Genomic DNA, 16538 nt, shown 5'->3' with positions numbered 1-16538 from the left:
GTGGGCGTGGGTGGCGGGTGGCGCGTCGCCACCGCCTCGTCCGGAGTGGTCAGGACGCTGCTGAGGTCCCCGTGGAGGTGCGGGCCACGTGCAGGGCCTGAGCGATGAGCACACCCTGCAGGGGAAGGCGCCCCAGCGCGATCGCCCGCTTGCCCGGGGAGGCGCGCCGCCGGTCGTAGGCCATCTGGAGATTCGCGGGGAACACGGCGAGGAACAGGGCCGCGGCGGCGAGACCGCCGCGGCGTCGGATGCGCGGGATCGCGAGCAGTCCGGCCACGACGAGCTCGGCCACACCGGAGGCGCAGGTGTACCCCCGAGCCGGTCCGGGCAGCGCCGGCGGGACGATGCTGTCGAAGGGGGCGGGGCGCACCAGGTGCAGGGCACCGGCCCCACCGAGCAGCACGGACAGGAACGCCGCGGTCCCGCGCGCACCGCTCACGAGGCGGTTCCCGGAGCCGGCAGCAGGCAGAACTCGTTGCCGGAGGGGTCCTGGTAGATGCGCCAGGGCAGCTCGCCCCAACCGGGGTGCAGCTCCCGGCCGCCGCGCTCGGCGATCTCGGCGGTGATCTTCTCGATGTCGTCCTCGGGCTCGAGGCGGATGTCCAGGTGGATGGGGTTCTTGGCGCCGGGGCGCTTCGGCTCGGGCTCCGGGTACAGCGCCAGCAGCGGGCCCCGCGATGACGGGTGCCGCAGCGTGCGCGGCGCCTGGCCGGGAGCATCGACCCAGCCGGTCAGCCACGCCCAGAAGTCCCCCTCGCGCTGCGGGTCGGCGACATACAGCGGCAGGGCGGCGAGCGGACCGGTGTCGGTGTACTCCTCCCGCTCCTCCATCACGCAGAACGCCACGGCCTCGACGTCGCCGAGCACGATCCAGGGCACGTCCCCCTGGCCGATGTCGAGATCGCGCGCCCCGAGTCCCCGCAGACGCTCGGCCACCTCGTGCTGCCCCTCCCCGCCGCGCAGGTCGACGTGCAGCCGCAGGGGCGAGGCGGGGTGCTCGGGCACCCGTACGAAGCACAGGTCGAGGTAGGCGTCGCCGTCGATGTCCAGGCGGGTCTCGTAGATGTCGGGGTCCACCGTCATCGCGGTGGTGCCCAGCGCCGCATCCCAGAAGCGGCCGCGGCGGATCGGGTCGTCGGCGTCGATGCCCAGGTTCTCCAGGAACATGCGGCCAGTGTAGGGAAGGGCCGGCGGGCCCGCCCACGAATATTCGCTCGCCCTCCCTCCGATCCTCCGTATACCGTGAGGACGGCTCGACCCGGAGCCCTGAGGGAAGGAGGACCAGATGGTTGTCACCGCGCCGACCCCTGCCGTCCTCCCGTCCGTCCCGACCTGCTGAGCATCTCGCAGGTCCTCCCTCAGGAGACCCCATGACACCGTCCTTCGATCGGGACGCCTTCTTCGCCCGCTCCCTGCTCACCATGACCGTCGCCGAGCTCGACGACGACCAGCGCTGGTCCACCTGGCCCGAGACGGCCCACACGCTGGACCGCGGCCCGCAGCCCTTCCCCGACTGGGTGGTCCAGCACGACGGGGCGATCGACACCGAGCTCGGCGTGCTCAAGACCGGCAAGGAGGCCGACGCCTTCCTGCTCGCGCGCTCCCTGCCGACCGAGCACCGCACCGGAGCCGCCGGGGAGGCGACCCTGCTGGTCGCCAAGCGCTACCGCTCCCCCGAGCACTCCAGCTTCCACCGCTCCCATCGGTACACGGAGGGCCGACGCGGCAAGGACTCCCGCGAGGCGCGCGCCGTCGCCAAGGGCACCGCCTTCGGCCGCCAGGTCGCCGCGGCGCAGTGGGCCCGTGCCGAGTTCGACGTGCTCGGTCAGCTGTTCTCGGCCGGGCTGCCCGTCCCCTATCCGGTCCAGATCGTCGGCACCGAGGTGTGCATGGAGTTCATCGGCACCGACGGCGCCGACGGGGCGGTCGCCGCGCCCCGACTCCAGGAGACCGCCCCGTCCCCCGAACAGGCCGAGCACTGGGCCCGCACGCTGCGCGAGGTGGTGCTGGACTTCGCCGAGCTGGGCCTGGTCCACGGCGACCTCTCCCCCTACAACATCCTGATCGATGCCCGAGGCGGTGAGGCGGAGCCGGTGATCATCGACGTCCCGCAGGTCATCGACCTGATCGGGAACCCGAACGGTCCCGAGTTCCTGCGCCGGGACTGCGACAACGTGTGCGCCTGGCTGCGGGCGAACGGGGCCTCGGATGCTGCGGCGGATCCGCAGGAGTGGGCCGAGGCCGCTCTCGGCACGTGGCGGGCTCCGTGATCAGCGCCGTCGCCCGAACGGCCACCACCGCCGGCGTCGCGACGGCTCCTCGGCGGGTTCGGCGCGGACGGGTTCGGCATCGGCCGTCGCGGTACGCAGCTCCCGCCAGCGCGCCACGGCGTCGTCGGGATCCATCTCGGGGGCCATCATCCGCGACAGCGGGTTCGCGCGACGGTCCTCGTGGACGCGCTCGGTGAAGTCCGCGGCGTACTCGCGCACCAGATGCTCCTCGGGCAGCTCGAGGAGGGTGGCGTCGCGCTGCTCGTACTCACGGCGCAGCAGCACCACGACGGGCAGCAGAGCATCGCGGTCCACGTCGTCCTCGGCCAGGCGCTGCTTGATCCACCAGTCCGGGTCGTGGGTGGCCGGCAGGTCGAGCGGCTTGCCGGCGCCGGGCAGATCGTCGAAGTCGCCGCGCGCGATCGCGTTCTCGATCGCCCCTTCGATCTTCGCGACGTCGGGGTCCATCGGCGGGCCCCGGCGGCCGTTCCCGCCCGCGTCGCTCATCGCTCGGCCCCGGACTCCGCGACGTCCGCGAGGCGGTCGAGCGAGGCGCGCAGGGTGTCGACGGTGGTGGAGCGTGCGCGCCGGAGCCGGGCCTCGGGGCGGTGCAGGTCCGTCCAGTCGTAGGTGTGGGTGACGTGGGTCGAGCCCTCGCCCGCGGGCTCCAGCTCCCAGCGCCACAGCTGCCCGAACGTCGGCCCGTCCACCTCGCCCGGCTGCCAGGCGATCAGTCGGCCCTCCTCGAACTCCACGACGTGGTTCGCCCGCTCGGCCCCCTTGGTCAGGGTCATCACGAACACGTCGCCGACGGCGCGGACCCGCTGGCCGGGCGCGGCGTCGGCGAGGTTGTCGTTGCCGTCCCAGCGGGGCTGCTCGGCGGGGTCGGCGATCAGGGCGAAGATCCGCTCGGCGGGCGCTGTGATCTCGCGGGACGCGCTCACGACGCGCTGCTCGGACTGCTGGTGCTGGTCGAGGTGCTCGGGGGTCATGCTCACATCATCTCCTCGGCGCGGGTGGTGTCGTCGAAGACGTCGATCGATCCCGCGTAGTTGGCGACCCAGATGCGCCGCTGCGTCGGCTCGTAGGTGATCCCGATCGGGTTCTGCCCGACCTCGACCACCTGAATCTCCTCCATGGTCTCGGTGTCGAACTTCGAGACCGTGTTCGCGTAGTAGTTCACCACGTACAGCGCGAGGCCGTCGGGCGAGATCGCCATCGTCCTCGGCTCGCGCCCGGTGCCGGCCACGCGCAGCACCTCGGCGGTGTCGGCATCGAGCTCGACCAGGTGGTCCGACCCCGACTCGGTGAGGTACATCCGGCTCGCGTCGGGCGAGAGCAGCAGGTGGCGGGGCTTCCGGCCGGTCTCCAGCACCATCTCGCTCTCCCCCGTGACCAGGTCGATCCGGAACAGCTCATCGGCGTACATCGCCGTGACGTAGGCGGTGCGGTTGTCGGGCAGGATCACGCTGCCGCGCGGAGCGGAGTCCACCGGGATCTCCCGGATCTCCTCGCCCGCGGCGAGGTCGAGCACCGACACGCTCTCATCGCACCAGTTCGAGACCAGCGCCAGGCTCCCGTCGGGCGAGAGGGAGATGAATTTCGGGACCGTGCCCACCTCGATGACCTGGTCCCACTGACCGCGCTCGACGTCCAGGCGGAACACGGCGGAGTCGCCGATGGCGTCGCCGTTGCGGCAGTCGTCGGTCGCCGGGGCCCCCGCACCCGGCCCGTGCAGGGAGTACTGCGAGACGTAGGCGTACCGCCCGTCGGGCGTGAACACCGCTTCGACGGGGGCGCCCGTCGTCGTCCCGGCACGGTCGTCGAACCCGTACTCGGCCAGGTCCACCGCGTCGGGCACGGTCTCGATCAGCTCGAGCGTCTCGGCGTCGTACAGCGTCGAGGAGTGGCTGTACATCATGTTGTTCGCGATCACGGTGCCCGTGGGGCTCGCCACGACGGACTTCGGGGTGATGTCCCCGGTGATCCGCCGACGGTTGTCCATGCGGGTGGTGTTCGAGGGATCGCCCGAACGGGTCGTGCTCCGGGCCGCCGAGGTCGGATCCGGCACGACGACGCTGGTCAGCAGGCCACTGAGCATCCCGCCGGACATGATGACCGCCATGATCGCGATCGCGACCGTGAACTGCTCATGCGGCCGCCCCGGACGCAGCGGCTTCCTGCGATGCCTTGCCTGCACGCCCACACCCCCTCGGCCTCTGAGCACGAACCTAGGCCGGAGGGGCCCTGGCCGTGGGGAGGCGTCGGGGTGTGTCGCGCGCGCGTCAGAGCTGGGGACGGCCCTGGAGGGCGAGCTCGCGGTAGGCGATCTCGTAGCCGAGCTTCTCGTTGATGGCGATCATCCACGGGTTCACGTGCGAGTTCCAGGTGGCCAGCACCCGCACGTCCGGGGCCTGCTCGCGCAGCAGTCGATGTGTGGCGACCTTCAGCGCGAGGCCCAGCCGATGCCCGCGATGTTCGGGCATGACCAGCGTGTTCTCCTGCCATCCGATGGTCGTGCCCGCCGTGCGCCGGACGTGCACCTCGGAGTTGCCGGCGAAGCTGCCGTCGGGGGCGATCGCCACCGCGATGAGCGCTCGCGTGCCGGCCGCCCGTCGTCGCTGCTCGGAGATCCGCAGCCGCTCGGGCGTGTACTCGGGGGCCTCGTGCTCGACCTCCTCGTCGGGCTCGTCGAGCTCGAGCTGGCGCATCAGCACGCCGTAGGCGCTCAGGTGCTCCTCAGGGATCTCGTCGTCCCACAGCTGGACCCGGTACTCCCCCAGCTCCGCCTCCGCCTCGGACTGCAGGTGGTCCAGCAGGCCGTCGGGCAGCGGAAGCGCCAGGGTGCGGCACACCGCGACGTTCTTCCGCGTGATGCCCAGGCGTCGGGCCAGGCGGTTCACGGGCTCCGCCGGGTCGTCGGGATCCCCGTCGGCCGCGATCTCGCCGTAGGCCTCGACGAGGCCGCGTTCGGACTCGCGGATCGCCGGGACCAGCGCCTCCTGGACCAGCGCCGTCGCGATGCCCCGGCCCCGGTGGGCGGGATGCACCGAGGCGCCGACGGAGACCGTCTCGAGGTTCTCCGACTGCGGCAGGAACATCGCCGCCCGTCCGACGATCATCTCCCCACCGTCCATCGGCTCGGCGACGGCCACCCAGCGCTGGACGCGCCAGTACGGGCTGTCCGCGAGGGAGGCGCGATACTGCTCGAGCGTGCTGACCTCACTGCCCCCGTGGGCGGCCTCGTCCAGCGCCGCGTCGAGCACGATCGACTGGGCGATGTCGAGGTCGGAGGCGACGTCCAGCGGACGGATCGAGAAGTGCATGATCGCAGTGGACCACATCGGTTTCCTGCTGGTCGACGGAATTTCCCGGGCGCGCGCGTCGGGGCCCTTGACCTTCCCCCAGGGACAATGCGGAGCGTGGTGGAGCCGGGACGGCCCCGGTGCCCGGGAGCCCGGGCGAGGAATGACGGAGGTCCGCATGGCGCAGGCACACCGGGACGGGACGCTGCTGAGCATCGGGGAGCTGGCCGCCGCGAGCGGGCTGAGCCCGAAGGCGCTGCGGATGTACGCCGACTCGGAGCTGCTCCCGCCGCGGCAGGTCGACCCCTTCAGCGGCTACCGCTCCTACGGAACCGACCAGGTCGAGCGGGCTCGGCTGATCGCCGCGCTGCGCGGACTCGGGATGGGGCTCGCCCGCATCCGGGTGCTCTGCGACCTGGACGCCGCGGCGGCGGTCGCCGAGCTGCGCTCCTGGTGGCACCAGGAGGAGGCCGACGCCCTCTCCCGCGGCGCCGCCGTCCATGCCCTCGCCCTGGACCTCGGGGGATCCCCCTCGGAGGACTCGACCATGACCACGTCCACCACCAGCCACGCCGCCGGCTCCCGGCAGATCGCCACGGCCGCCCATCGCGGTCTCGTCCGCGCCGCCCAGCAGGATGCGACGCTGCACCGTGACCTTCCCGGACGCGCGGTCCTGATCGCCGTGGCCGACGGCTTCGGCGGCGACGACGAGCTGTCCGCCCGGATGCTCTCGGCATTCGCCCCGGCACTCGAACGCGAGCTCGACGCCGACCCGTCGGCCGATCCTCTCGTGGCACTGGAGACCGCGTGGGTCGCCGCGGAGGCCCTCGTCCCCGCGGAGGAGCCGGACGGCTCCACCCTGACCGCGGCACTGCTGCACAGGGGCCGCCTGCACGTCGCGCACATCGGCGACACCAGGGTCATGCTCGTGCACGGGGATCGGATCGACCCGGTCACCCAGGATCACACCCGGCTGCGCTCCCTCGTCGCGGCGGGCCGCCTCTCCCCAGAAGAGGTCGCCGCACATCCGGACCGCGCGGTGCTGAACCGTGCGCTGGCAGCAGGGGCCCCGACGGCCCCGGACCTGCTGGTGCGCCGGCTCGAGGCGGGAGACCTGGTGCTCCTCGCGTCCGACGGGCTGCACGCCGTGGTGGGGCCGTCTGCGCTGGCCGAGGCGCTGACGGACCCGACGACAGACGTCGACACCCTGGCCGAGCAGCTGGTGACGATGGCCCTCGAGGAGGGCGCACCGGACAACGTCGCGCTGGCCTTGGCGCGGGTCTGAAGGCTGCGGCGGGGCGGGGCGAGCAGCCGCACTCTACCGCCCCGCCCGCAGCAGCCGGATGATCCCGACGACCACGGATCCCAGCAGCACCGCCATCCCGATCCAGATCAGGACGCCGCCGCCCGGGCCGTCCATGATCGACAGCGCGATGTCCAGGTAGATCAGCTGCACGCCGACCAGGGCCGCGACCATCATTCTCTCCCCCTCGCGGTAGATGCCCTGGGCGTTGCCCGCGGTGACCTCCGTCGGAAAGTTGAACGCCCGCGGGTGGGCGGACAGAGCGGCGAGACCCAGCGAGAGCAGCAGCATCACCCCGGCGAGCACGAGCACCGTCCAGGACGGGCCCCAGTCATCGGCCTGCCCGCGTGCATCGACGTGGGTCGGCACGGTCTGCGGGAGTGAGCCGTAGCGCACGAGGGTCCACGTCGTGATCGCCAGGGTCGCGAGCAGGGAGAGCGTCCGCCTATGGTTGGGAGCTGCGACGTGAACGGTGCGAGCGCTGGACGCCTCGGTCGGGTTCGACGTCCGCCCCCACCCCGGCGCGGGACTCGTGCCGCAGCGCCTCGCCGAGGTACGGCAGGGAGAACTCGACGAATCCGCGCCCGGCAGGACGGATCAGCTCCTCCTCGATGAGCCGCTCGCGGTAGGTCGACTGGTTGCGCGGGTCGATGCCCATCCGCTCGGCGATGTCTCCGACGCTCGAGGGCCCCTCGTCCTCGAGCATCGCGTGGAGGTACTCGCGTTTGCGGGCGCTGAGCCCGCGCAGGGCCGGACGGTGCACGTTCTTGATCATCGCGGCGACGACGTCCTCGCGACCGCTGCGCACGTCCTCGATCTCGATCGTGTCGGCGTCGCCGCAGTTCTGCCAGGCCTTGGAGCCGATCAACTGGATCAGGTACGGGTAGCCCTGCGAGATCTCGCCGGCCAGCACAGCGGCCTCCGGCGTGATCGATTTCCGGGTATCGGCGATGGTCATGCGGATCGCCTCGGCCGCGGTGCCGACGTCGACGCTGCCCACCTCGATGCGATGGGCGCGGCGCAGGAAGGTGGTGCGCTCGTGGTCCAGCAGCGCGTCGACCCCGGGACGGACTCCGGCGGCGATGAAGGCCACGGCGTGCCCCGACCCGATGAGGTCCTGGACGTGCTGGGTGAGCGCATGCAGCTGGTCGCGGTCCACGGACTGCAGCTCGTCGAGCGTGATCAGCAGTCCGCCGCCGTCCTGGTCGGTGAGCGCCGCGAGCCGATCCAGCACGGTGGTGAGCGGTTCCTGCTCCCCCTCGTAGCGCTGGCGGACCTCTCGGGAGGCCCCGGTCCCGGAAACTCGCGCAGAGGTCAACCGGGAGGACTCCGCGTCCGGATCCTGCTCCCGCAGCTGCGCGATCGCCGTGCCCCGCAGCTCGTCGACCAGGGAGGACGAGGATGTGTGCACCCGCAGATCGGTCCACCCCGCCTCGAGCGCGAGCTCCTTGAACTCCGTCAGCAGCACCGTCTTGCCGGAGCCGCGGGCTCCGGAGATGAGGATGGCGCGGGCTTCGGGGACGTTGCCCTGCAGGGCGGCCGTGAAGTCCTCGATCGCCCCGGCGCGGCCGGCGAGGATGATCGGGGTCAGCCCGAATCCGGGGGTGAAGGGGTTGGTGCTGCGCTGATCACGCTGATCACGCTGGGCCATGCTGTTGTCCCATCCGGTGGGTCGGCGTGGTGATCGCCGCGGTGCGGCTCGTGCCGACGATCGTTCTGCGGGGTGTGGTTCTCGCGGCGACCAGTCTGCCTTGTATGTGATTGTGTGTAAATGCGCTGGGTCGCGGACGCGTCCGATGTCGAGTGCGACGCCAGGAACGACATGAGCGCCGGATAGCATCCCGAGGGCACGGTCGATCCTCCGCCGACAGCCTTGACAAGCAATCGTACGTGATCATTCTTCGGCAATAGTGTTGCACGATATTCCTCCACACCGGGCAGTCATCCACAAGGCGCTGAACACGACACGCATCGCGAGCATTCGACTCGTGAGCAGTCAACGCACCTGAATGCATCTCAGTGCGCCTCAGCCAGCAGTGACGCGATCCCATAGCACCTCGCGACCGCCATGCCCCTGACCAGCCTTCCTCCACATGGGGTGGTTATCCACATTTTCTGTGGGTGCGGGGTCGTGGGTTTCGATTGTCGGGGTCGGGTCGTAGTGTGGGAACACGTCGACATCGAGGTCGATGGTGTTGTCCGCAGTGGTGCGGGCGATGATTGTTCGGGATGGGAGGTGAGGGTCGTGGGTGAGGAGTTCGAGTCCGATCACGGGCCCGGCGACGGTCCCCCGGTGCCGTCCCGTCCCGTCTCCCGCGGCCCGTCCGGCTCTGATGCCGGTGACCAGCCCGCCGCGTCCCCCGGGAGTGCATTCGGTCCGGTGGTTGATCGACACAAGCAACGGGCCGAGGACCAGACCGCCGATGCCACCGACGCTGTGGCGTCCAGTGCTGCTGCCTCCGATCCCCCGGCCTCCGATCCCTCGACCACCGCCGGGGACACGGTCTCTGCGGCCACGGCGTCTGGTGCTGCCGCTGATGGCCCTGCGGCCGCTGGTGATGCCGGGGCTGTGCTTCCGGTGCGGGCGTGGGCGGTGGACGCGCGGGTGCCGCTGACCGGTGAGCGGATGGTGAAACTCGCGGGCGTCGAGCCCGCCAGTGACCAGGCCTACCGCGTCCTCCACCTACATGCGACGGTGCGCGAACGCACCATCCTCTACGCCCGCCAGCAGGAACTGCTGGTGGAGTTCTTCACCGACGACCCCGATACCGACGGGCTGATCGATGAGGCCGACATCTCCGCGATGAAGATCGCCACCGGCATGCGCCTCACCACCCGCCAGGCCGAACGACTCATCCGCGACGCCCACCGATCCGTCGACCTCATGCCCGCCACGTTCACCCATCTCGCCGCCGGGACATGCCCGAAGGGTTCCACCAATACCTGCTGCGCCACGTCCGCTCCCTCACCGACGAGCAAGTGGTGATGGTCGATGGGCACGTCGCCGGGTGGGATCTGAGAAACATCTCCCGCCACACGTTCGAGACCCACCTCAAAACCCTGATCGTCCGCATCACCGCCGGCACCCTCCCCACAGCACCGCAGACACAGCGGCGCGTCGATCTCGAGATCACTGACCCCACGTGCGGGCTGGCCACGTTGATGGTGACGGGGCCGATCCCGGAGATCACAGACCTCGCCCACCGCCTGGACGTGACCGCCCTGACGGTGCAGAAAGCCCAACGCGCCGCCCTGCACGACACAGACACCGGTGAGATCCCCTTCGACATCGACGAGAACCTCCGCGACCGCGGCAGACCCCTGTCGTTAGCGGCGCTGCGGTACGCGATCCTGACCCGCACGATGCTTGATACCGGCCCGGTGCCCGAACCCGCCAGTGCCTACAAGCTCCTGGTGACCGTCCCGGCCATGACGCTGCTCGGTATCGAGGACGCGCCGGGGTTGATCGAGGGCCTCACCCCGATCCCGGCCGAACAGGCCCGCGCCCTGGCCGCGGGGATGAACACCTGGCAGCGGATCCTCACCGACCCCACCACCGGGGCCTACCTCCCGGCCACCGCCGATACCTACACCCCCACTGCGGCGATGCGACTGCAACTCCGACTGCGCCACCCCGTCTGCGCCGCTCCCGGCTGCACCCGCCCCACCGCGCTGGCGGCCGAGGACGACCACATTGAGGAGTTCAACCACCATGACCCCACCCAGGGTGGGGCGACAGACCTGGCGAACCTCCACCGCCTGTGCTGGCTGCACCACACGATCAAAACCGCCGGCCACATCGACCCCCACCGCGACAGTGCCGGGAACGGGGCGAACAGTCCACCAGCAACGACCAGGCCTCCGGGCCCGCCACCGGAACCGCTCGACTTCCCGCCCGGGTCCCTGCACCTGGATCCTCTGCCGTTGGATCCTCTGCCGGGCCCGACTGCCCCGCGCGAGCATGCCCACGCGGTGGTGGAGCCGACCGTGACCTGGTGGGACATCGACGACACCATCCACACCACCACCCGAGACGACGTCGACCTCCTCACCCCCACCCTCGCCCGAGCACTCGATACCGCCTGGGCCACCCACCACCGCGCCCGCGAGATCGCCCTCCACCACCGCGAGATCGAAGCCCGCCGCCCCCACCGCGACCGCGTCACCGAACAACGAACAGCAGAAGCCACGCGCTTCACCCAACGCCACCACGGCAGCTCACTCCCCGACCCCAACACCCCGCCCGACCACCGCCACGACGACCCCCCACCGTTCTGACCCGTCGATCCGTTCTGCCCCGTCGATGCCGGATATCCGTGTCCGAGCCACGCTGGGCCACGCCGCGCAGACGGTCGGGCTGTGATGCCCATCCACCACAGCAGATCCCGGCCGTCAGCCGTCCACGACGCTCACTCCGCCTGCGACAAGTTCCCGCTCGAGCCGGCCGACCGCGTCCGGATGCACGGCGGCGGTGAGCGTGCGCAGGACGCGCACCTGAGCATCAGTGTCCACACACGCGCTCGCATTTGCCGGACCGACCACCTCGGCAGCGCCGAGAGCCGTGGCCCGCACGCAGAAGTCGTAGGCCAGCCCGACCACCTCGATCCGTTCCCATCCGCCGCCGGCGATCAGCTCCTGGACACTCTCACCGGTCGCGATGACGGTCCCCTCCAGGGCGCTGTACCCGGGAGCCCCCCGTCCCTTGTGCACCACCTCCAGCCGCTCGCTCAGCTCAGCCGCGAGGTCCTCCATCTCCGGGTGGAACGCCGCGCCAGGCGTATCGGCCACGCAGTGGACCGGCCAGGTCCCGACGAAGTCCGGTTCCGTCGGCGGCGTCGCGAAGTGCCCGCCGTTGTCGGTATCCCCGCGATGCCAGTCCCGGCTGGCGAGAATGCGGTCGTACTGGTCACCGGCACGGCGCACCTGCTCGGCGATCCGCGCGGCGACCCCTGCGCCGCCGTCGACGCCGAGGGCCCCGCCCTCGCAGAAGTCGTTCTGGACGTCGACGATGATGAGCATCCGCGCGGACATGGGTCCTCCTCGGGTCGGGGCACGATCACGGGCCAGCCTACGGACCGCGCCCTGTCACCCCGGGTCGCGCCCCCTGGCACAATCGGCCCATGCCCACGCCGCTTCCCCCTCCGACCGGTCCCCGCTCCTACCCGACGCTGCTCTCACCCCTGGACCTGGGGCGCTTCACGGTGCGCAACCGCATCGTCATGGGCTCCATGCACATCGGCCTCGAGGACCGCCCCGCCGACGCGAAGAAGCTCGCGGCCTACCTCGGCGAGCGCGCCCGCGGCGGCGCGGGGCTGATCGTCACCGGCGGCTTCTCCCCCGACCGCACCGGCCGACTCACCCCGCGCGGCGCCCAGGCGAGCGATCGCACCCTGCGCGGGCACCGGCTGATCACCCGCGAGGTCCATGAGGCCGACGGGCGCATCCTCCTCCAGCTCCTGCACGCCGGGCGGTATGCCTTCCAACCGCTCGCCGCCTCGGCCGGCCGTGGCCGCTCCCGCCTGTCCCCGTTCCGCGCACGCCGCCTGACCCGCCGCGGCGTCGGCCGCACCATCGACCACTTCGCCGAGGCGTCCCGTCGGGCGATCGACGCCGGATATGACGGGGTCGAGATCATGGGCTCCGAGGGGTACCTGCTCAACCAGTTCCTCGCCCCCGCGACGAACCGACGCCGGGACCGCTGGGGCCGCGGCTCGGAGGGCCGACGCACGATGCCGCTGGCCATCGCCCGCGCCGTGCGCGAGGCGATCGGCGAGGAGGCCCTGCTCAGCTACCGCATCTCCCTGTTGGACCTGGTCCCGGGCGGGCAGACCTGGGCGGAGACGGCGGCGCTGGCCCGCGGCCTCACCGAGCGCGGCGTGGACGTGCTCTCGACCGGCATCGGCTGGCACGAGGCGCGGGTTCCCACCATCGTCACCTCCGTCCCCCGCGCCGCCTTCGTCGAGCAGACCGCCGCGCTGCGCGAGCTGGTGGACGTCCCCGTCGTCGCCTCCAACCGGATCCATGATCCCGCCGTCGCCGAACAGGTCCTCGCCGACGGCCGGGCGGACCTCATCTCGATGGCACGCCCGCTGCTGGCCGACCCGCAGCTGCCCGCGAAGCTGGCGGACGGCCGCGCCTCGCAGGTGGTCGCCTGCATCTCGTGCAACCAGGCCTGCCTGGACAAGGTGTTCGACGGCAAGCGGGCCAGCTGCCTGGTCAATCCCCGCGCCGGGCACGAGACGGAGCTGGTCCTGAAACCGGTCGCCGAGCGCCGTGCCCGCAAGGTCGCCGTCGTCGGTGCCGGCCCGGCCGGGCTCGAGGCCGCGCTGGCGGCCGCCGAGCGCGGGCACGTGGTCACCCTGTTCGAGGCGGGCGAGGAGATCGGCGGGCAGCTGCGCCTGGCCGCCCGCATCCCCGGCAAGGAGGACTACGCCCAGGCGCTGCAGTCCTGGCGGATGCGGCTCGCCGCCGCCGGCGTCGGGATCCGCCTGGGGCTGCGTCCCACGGCGGAGGACCTGCTCGGCTTCCACGACGTCATCGTCGCCACCGGAGTCGTCCCGCGCGTGATCGATCTGCCCGGCAGCTCGTCGGAGCGGGGCGCGGGGCCGCGGGTGATCAGTTACGCGGACCTGCTCGAAGGCCGCGCCGAGGCGGGCGAGCGGGTGGCGATCATCGGTGCCGGAGGCATCGGGGTGGACGTCGCCGAATACCTCAGCGCACCTCGCCCCTCCCCCACGCTGGAGACCGCGAGCTGGCGCGAGCACTGGGGCGTGGTCGACGCCGACGAGCACCGCGGCGGCGTCATGACGCGCCCGCCCGCCACCGCCGAGGACGGGCGCGTGGCCCGCGAGGTCCACCTGCTCCAGCGCAAGGAGACCCGGATCGGCGCGGGCCTCGGCCGCACGACGGGCTGGGTGCACCGGGCCGAGCTGCGCCATGCCGGGGTCGTCCAGCACCGGGGCGTCGCCTACCAGCACGTCGACGAGGAGGGCCTGCACCTGATCGAGGACGGTGCCGAACGCGTCCTCGCCGTGGACACCGTGGTGGTCTGCGCCGGGCAGGTCAGCGAGGACGGCCTGGCCGACGAGGTCCGCGCCGCGCGGCGGGGCCGCACGCCCCGGGTGCACGTCATCGGCGGGGCGGACGTCGCGGCCGAGCTCGATGCCGAACGAGCGATCCGCCAGGCCGTGGAGGTCGCCGCCGGGCTCTGACAGAATCGGTCGCCATGAGCACCCCTGCCGAGTCCGATCTGCTGGCCCGCGCCGTCGACCTCGCCACCGCCAACGTCGCCGAGGACGGCGGTCCCTTCGGCGCGGTCCTGGCCACGGCCGACGGGCGGCTGTTCGAGGGTGTCAACCAGGTCACCTCGGCCCATGATCCGACCGCGCACGCCGAGGTGGCCGCACTCCGGGCGGCCTGCGCGCAGCTGGAGACCCATGAGCTGCCCGGCGCCGTGCTCTACGCCAGCTGCGAGCCGTGCCCCATGTGCCTGGCCTCGGCGCTGTGGGCGCGGGTGGACCGGGTGGTGTTCGCCGCGGGCCGGGACGACGCCGCCCGGGCCGGTTTCGACGACGCCGCTTTCTACGAGTACTTCGAGAGTCCCGGGCACCGGGCGCTGCTGCCCACCGCGCAGTCCCGGACCGCGCAGGCGGCGGCACCCTTCGACGCCTGGCGAGCGCACGAGGGGCGCACCGCCTACTGAGCCGGCCGCCCCGCGGAGTCACCCGCCCTGGACGCCCTCGAGCACCTCGCGGGCGATGGGCCCGGCGGTCGTCGAGCCGTAGCTGCCGTCCTCGACGAACGCGACCACGACCAGGTCCCCCTGCGCGACCATCACCCAGGAGTGCAGCGCCAGATCACCGTTCTCGTCCGTCCACTCGGCGGTGCCGGTCTTGCCGATCACCGGTTCGCCCGGCATATCGGCGAAGTCGTCGAGGCTGCCGCGGGTGACGACGCCGCGCAGCAGATTCTGCATCTGCGCGGTCTCGTCCTCGGTCAGCGGCTGGTCCACTTCGACCGGGCCGGCCTCGTCATCGGCGAGGATCCTGGGGTGCACCGCATGGCCCTCCTGGATGCTCGCCAGCACCACGGCCATCGCCAGGGGCGAGGCCTGCACCCTGCCCTGCCCCATCAGCGCCGCGGCGTGCTGGGCGCCCTCGTCCTCCGTCGGGACCGACCCCATGAAGGCATCGAGCCCTGTCGGCGCCTCCTGGCCGATGCCGAGGGTGGTCGCGGCCTCGGCGAGCGCGCCCTGGGAGACGACGTCGTGCTGCAGCAGCATCGCCGTGTTGCAGGAGTGGGCGATGGCGTCGCTCAGCGGCATCGGGCCGAACAGGCTCGGATCCAGCGAATCGGCGTTCTTGAACGTGACCCCGTCGACGGTCGCCGTCTCCGGGCACTGCAGGGTGGTCTCCGGGGTGACGCCCTCGCGCAGCAGGGCCAGCGCGGTGACGGCCTTGAAGGTCGAGCCGGGGGCGTACCGGCCGACGAGACCGACCGGGTAGGACTGCCCCGTCGGCCCCAGGCCCGCGGCGAGCACGTCCCCGGTCGAGGGCTGCAGGGCGATCACCGCGCTCGGGGAGTCCTCCTCGGCGATCGCCTCGGTGGCCAGGTTCTGCAGGTCGTGATCGAGGGTCGTGGCCACCTCGGTGCCGTCGGTCGGCTCGACCCGGTGCAGGGAGCGCTCGGTCCCGGCCTCGGCGTCGACCGCGCGGACGTCCACGCCGGTGGCACCGGTGATCGCGTCCTGCCGGGCGGCGAGGACGCCGCCGGTCGCCACGAGGTCCCCGGCCACGATCTCGCCGTCCGACCCCTCGATGTCCTCCTGGGAGGCCTCGCGCAAGGAGCCGAGCACACCGGGCGCGAAGCCGCGCTCGACGGCGAGGGGCTGGGTGCGCTCGAGCGCTCGGTACCCCGTCACGTCCGCGGCCTGGTCGAGGGGATAGTCTCCCAGGTCGTCCTCGCGGACGGTGAGCCCGGGGACGAAGGCGTCGGGGCCGTAGCCGGCCACGGTCTCGACGTAGCGGTCGGCGTCGATGCCGAGCAGATCGGCGAGCTCGCGGGCGGCGTCCTCCTGGGTGTCCTCCTCGAGCTGGGCCTTGTCGAGCCCGAGCACGCGGACGGCGTGCGGGCCGTACAGCGTCGTGCCGTCACGCCCGACGACGGTGCCGAGCTCCGGTTCCAGCGGTGCGATCTCCAGGTGCTCGTCGGCGGTGAGATCGGGGGCGAACACGGAGGGATCCAGCTGGGCGGCCCAGCCCTCCGCGGTGCGCTCCAGCGTGGCCTCGGTGGTGTAGCGCCAGGTCCCCGCCTCGTGCGGAAGCGTCCACGTCCACTGCAGGGTGGCGGTGCGGGTGCCGTCCTCGGCGCTGCCGGCATCGGCCAGCTCCACCTTCGGCGGCTCCCCCGTCGCCTCGAGCATCGCCCCGAGCACGCGCTCGTGCTCCTCGGCGGCCGCGCCGGCCGAGAGGTCCTGCAGCGGCACCTCCGCGAAGTCCCCGCTGGGCAGGGCCGCGGCGAGCGCCTCGGCCTCCTCGACGCCGTCCCCGAAGCGGTCGCGCCAGATCACGAGGGCGAGCACGAGCGCTGCGATCACGGCGAGGACGAGGACGATGATCAGGGGGCGGCGACGAGACCGCGAGGGCGCTGGGCTCATACCCG

At 72.1% G+C, this 16538-nt stretch carries 16 protein-coding genes; 6 read left to right on the top strand and 10 right to left on the bottom strand.

Features of this window, described 5'->3' with window-relative positions; all coding sequences use genetic code 11:
* Window positions 1–49 precede the first annotated feature (49 nt).
* Together BH708_RS17185 and BH708_RS17180 are read right to left on the bottom strand one after the other, a co-directional pair.
* A complete protein-coding gene (locus BH708_RS17185) occupies window positions 50–439 on the bottom strand; it encodes a hypothetical protein (RefSeq protein ID WP_076810209.1) in 390 nt (129 codons plus the stop codon).
* Window positions 436–1167 (bottom strand): VOC family protein, encoded by a 732-nt coding sequence (locus BH708_RS17180; protein ID WP_076810208.1) that lies wholly within the window; start codon window positions 1165–1167, stop codon window positions 436–438. Before BH708_RS17180 ends, BH708_RS17185 begins: the two co-directional genes overlap by 4 nt.
* A 203-nt stretch (window positions 1168–1370) precedes the next feature.
* Here BH708_RS17180 and BH708_RS17175 point away from each other — a divergent pair, with 203 nt between their 5' ends.
* Window positions 1371–2270 (top strand): serine protein kinase RIO, encoded by a 900-nt coding sequence (locus BH708_RS17175; protein WP_076810207.1) that lies wholly within the window; start codon window positions 1371–1373, stop codon window positions 2268–2270.
* Here BH708_RS17175 and BH708_RS17170 read toward each other — a convergent pair whose 3' ends face one another.
* From BH708_RS17170 to BH708_RS17155, 4 genes are all read right to left on the bottom strand, one after another.
* Window positions 2271–2777, bottom strand: a complete 507-nt coding sequence (locus BH708_RS17170) for a DUF1992 domain-containing protein (RefSeq protein ID WP_253705380.1) — start codon at window positions 2775–2777, stop codon at window positions 2271–2273. It abuts the gene before it with no gap.
* Window positions 2774–3262 (bottom strand): SRPBCC family protein, encoded by a 489-nt coding sequence (locus BH708_RS17165; protein WP_076810205.1) that lies wholly within the window; start codon window positions 3260–3262, stop codon window positions 2774–2776. The genes BH708_RS17170 and BH708_RS17165 overlap by 4 nt, the downstream gene beginning before the upstream one ends.
* Before the next feature lie 2 nt (window positions 3263–3264).
* Window positions 3265–4470 (bottom strand): YncE family protein, encoded by a 1206-nt coding sequence (locus tag BH708_RS17160; RefSeq protein WP_253705379.1) that lies wholly within the window; start codon window positions 4468–4470, stop codon window positions 3265–3267.
* A gap of 85 nt (window positions 4471–4555) precedes the next feature.
* On the bottom strand, window positions 4556–5614 hold the full coding sequence (locus BH708_RS17155) for a GNAT family N-acetyltransferase (RefSeq protein ID WP_253705378.1): 1059 nt from the start codon (window positions 5612–5614) through the stop codon (window positions 4556–4558).
* Window positions 5615–5753: 139 nt separating this feature from the next.
* Between BH708_RS17155 and BH708_RS17150 the strand changes: the two genes are divergently transcribed.
* Entirely contained in the window at window positions 5754–6860 is a 1107-nt protein-coding gene (locus tag BH708_RS17150) for a MerR family transcriptional regulator (RefSeq protein WP_076810203.1), read from the top strand.
* 33 nt (window positions 6861–6893) lie between these two features.
* Here BH708_RS17150 and BH708_RS17145 read toward each other — a convergent pair whose 3' ends face one another.
* Together BH708_RS17145 and BH708_RS17140 are read right to left on the bottom strand one after the other, a co-directional pair.
* On the bottom strand, window positions 6894–7292 hold the full coding sequence (locus BH708_RS17145) for a DUF1648 domain-containing protein (RefSeq protein ID WP_256386318.1): 399 nt from the start codon (window positions 7290–7292) through the stop codon (window positions 6894–6896).
* Between the two features lie 31 nt (window positions 7293–7323).
* A complete protein-coding gene (locus BH708_RS17140) occupies window positions 7324–8529 on the bottom strand; it encodes an AAA family ATPase (protein ID WP_076810202.1) in 1206 nt (401 codons plus the stop codon).
* Window positions 8530–9258: 729 nt separating this feature from the next.
* Between BH708_RS17140 and BH708_RS17135 the strand changes: the two genes are divergently transcribed.
* Together BH708_RS17135 and BH708_RS17130 are read left to right on the top strand one after the other, a co-directional pair.
* Window positions 9259–9864 (top strand): hypothetical protein, encoded by a 606-nt coding sequence (locus BH708_RS17135; RefSeq protein ID WP_157236036.1) that lies wholly within the window; start codon window positions 9259–9261, stop codon window positions 9862–9864.
* Complete coding sequence (locus tag BH708_RS17130; RefSeq protein ID WP_157236034.1) at window positions 9798–11156, top strand: HNH endonuclease; 1359 nt, start codon at window positions 9798–9800, stop codon at window positions 11154–11156. The genes BH708_RS17135 and BH708_RS17130 overlap by 67 nt, the downstream gene beginning before the upstream one ends.
* A 114-nt stretch (window positions 11157–11270) precedes the next feature.
* On the opposite strand, the gene BH708_RS17125 is transcribed toward BH708_RS17130, so the two are convergent.
* A complete protein-coding gene (locus tag BH708_RS17125) occupies window positions 11271–11909 on the bottom strand; it encodes an isochorismatase family protein (protein WP_076810199.1) in 639 nt (212 codons plus the stop codon).
* An 89-nt stretch (window positions 11910–11998) separates the two neighbouring features.
* Here BH708_RS17125 and BH708_RS17120 point away from each other — a divergent pair, with 89 nt between their 5' ends.
* Together BH708_RS17120 and BH708_RS17115 are read left to right on the top strand one after the other, a co-directional pair.
* Window positions 11999–14089: an NADPH-dependent 2,4-dienoyl-CoA reductase gene (locus BH708_RS17120; RefSeq protein WP_076810198.1), complete on the top strand. Its 2091-nt coding sequence runs from the start codon at window positions 11999–12001 to the stop codon at window positions 14087–14089.
* A gap of 14 nt (window positions 14090–14103) precedes the next feature.
* Complete coding sequence (locus BH708_RS17115) at window positions 14104–14580, top strand: nucleoside deaminase (protein WP_076810197.1); 477 nt, start codon at window positions 14104–14106, stop codon at window positions 14578–14580.
* An 18-nt stretch (window positions 14581–14598) separates the two neighbouring features.
* Here BH708_RS17115 and BH708_RS17110 read toward each other — a convergent pair whose 3' ends face one another.
* Complete coding sequence (locus BH708_RS17110; RefSeq protein WP_076810196.1) at window positions 14599–16533, bottom strand: penicillin-binding transpeptidase domain-containing protein; 1935 nt, start codon at window positions 16531–16533, stop codon at window positions 14599–14601.
* Between the last annotated feature and the right edge of the window lie 5 nt (window positions 16534–16538).

The sequence above is a fragment of the Brachybacterium sp. P6-10-X1 genome (assembly GCF_001969445.1).
Lineage (GTDB): Bacteria > Actinomycetota > Actinomycetes > Actinomycetales > Dermabacteraceae > Brachybacterium.
This window is presented reverse-complemented; position numbering and strand designations above follow the sequence as displayed.

Bases quoted from the DNA above. Each gene is read 5' to 3' on its own strand.
- BH708_RS17180 (WP_076810208.1), bottom strand. From the start codon at position 1,167: ATGTTCCTGGAGAACCTGGGCATCGACGCCGACGACCCGATCCGCCGC.
- BH708_RS17175 (WP_076810207.1), top strand. From the start codon at position 1,371: ATGACACCGTCCTTCGATCGGGACGCCTTCTTCGCCCGCTCCCTGCTC.
- BH708_RS17170 (WP_253705380.1), bottom strand. From the start codon at position 2,777: ATGAGCGACGCGGGCGGGAACGGCCGCCGGGGCCCGCCGATGGACCCC.
- BH708_RS17165 (WP_076810205.1), bottom strand. From the start codon at position 3,262: ATGACCCCCGAGCACCTCGACCAGCACCAGCAGTCCGAGCAGCGCGTC.
- BH708_RS17155 (WP_253705378.1), bottom strand. From the start codon at position 5,614: ATGTGGTCCACTGCGATCATGCACTTCTCGATCCGTCCGCTGGACGTC.
- BH708_RS17150 (WP_076810203.1), top strand. From the start codon at position 5,754: ATGGCGCAGGCACACCGGGACGGGACGCTGCTGAGCATCGGGGAGCTG.
- BH708_RS17140 (WP_076810202.1), bottom strand. From the start codon at position 8,529: ATGGCCCAGCGTGATCAGCGTGATCAGCGCAGCACCAACCCCTTCACC.
- BH708_RS17130 (WP_157236034.1), top strand. From the start codon at position 9,798: ATGCCCGAAGGGTTCCACCAATACCTGCTGCGCCACGTCCGCTCCCTC.
- BH708_RS17125 (WP_076810199.1), bottom strand. From the start codon at position 11,909: ATGTCCGCGCGGATGCTCATCATCGTCGACGTCCAGAACGACTTCTGC.
- BH708_RS17120 (WP_076810198.1), top strand. From the start codon at position 11,999: ATGCCCACGCCGCTTCCCCCTCCGACCGGTCCCCGCTCCTACCCGACG.
- BH708_RS17115 (WP_076810197.1), top strand. From the start codon at position 14,104: ATGAGCACCCCTGCCGAGTCCGATCTGCTGGCCCGCGCCGTCGACCTC.
- BH708_RS17110 (WP_076810196.1), bottom strand. From the start codon at position 16,533: ATGAGCCCAGCGCCCTCGCGGTCTCGTCGCCGCCCCCTGATCATCGTC.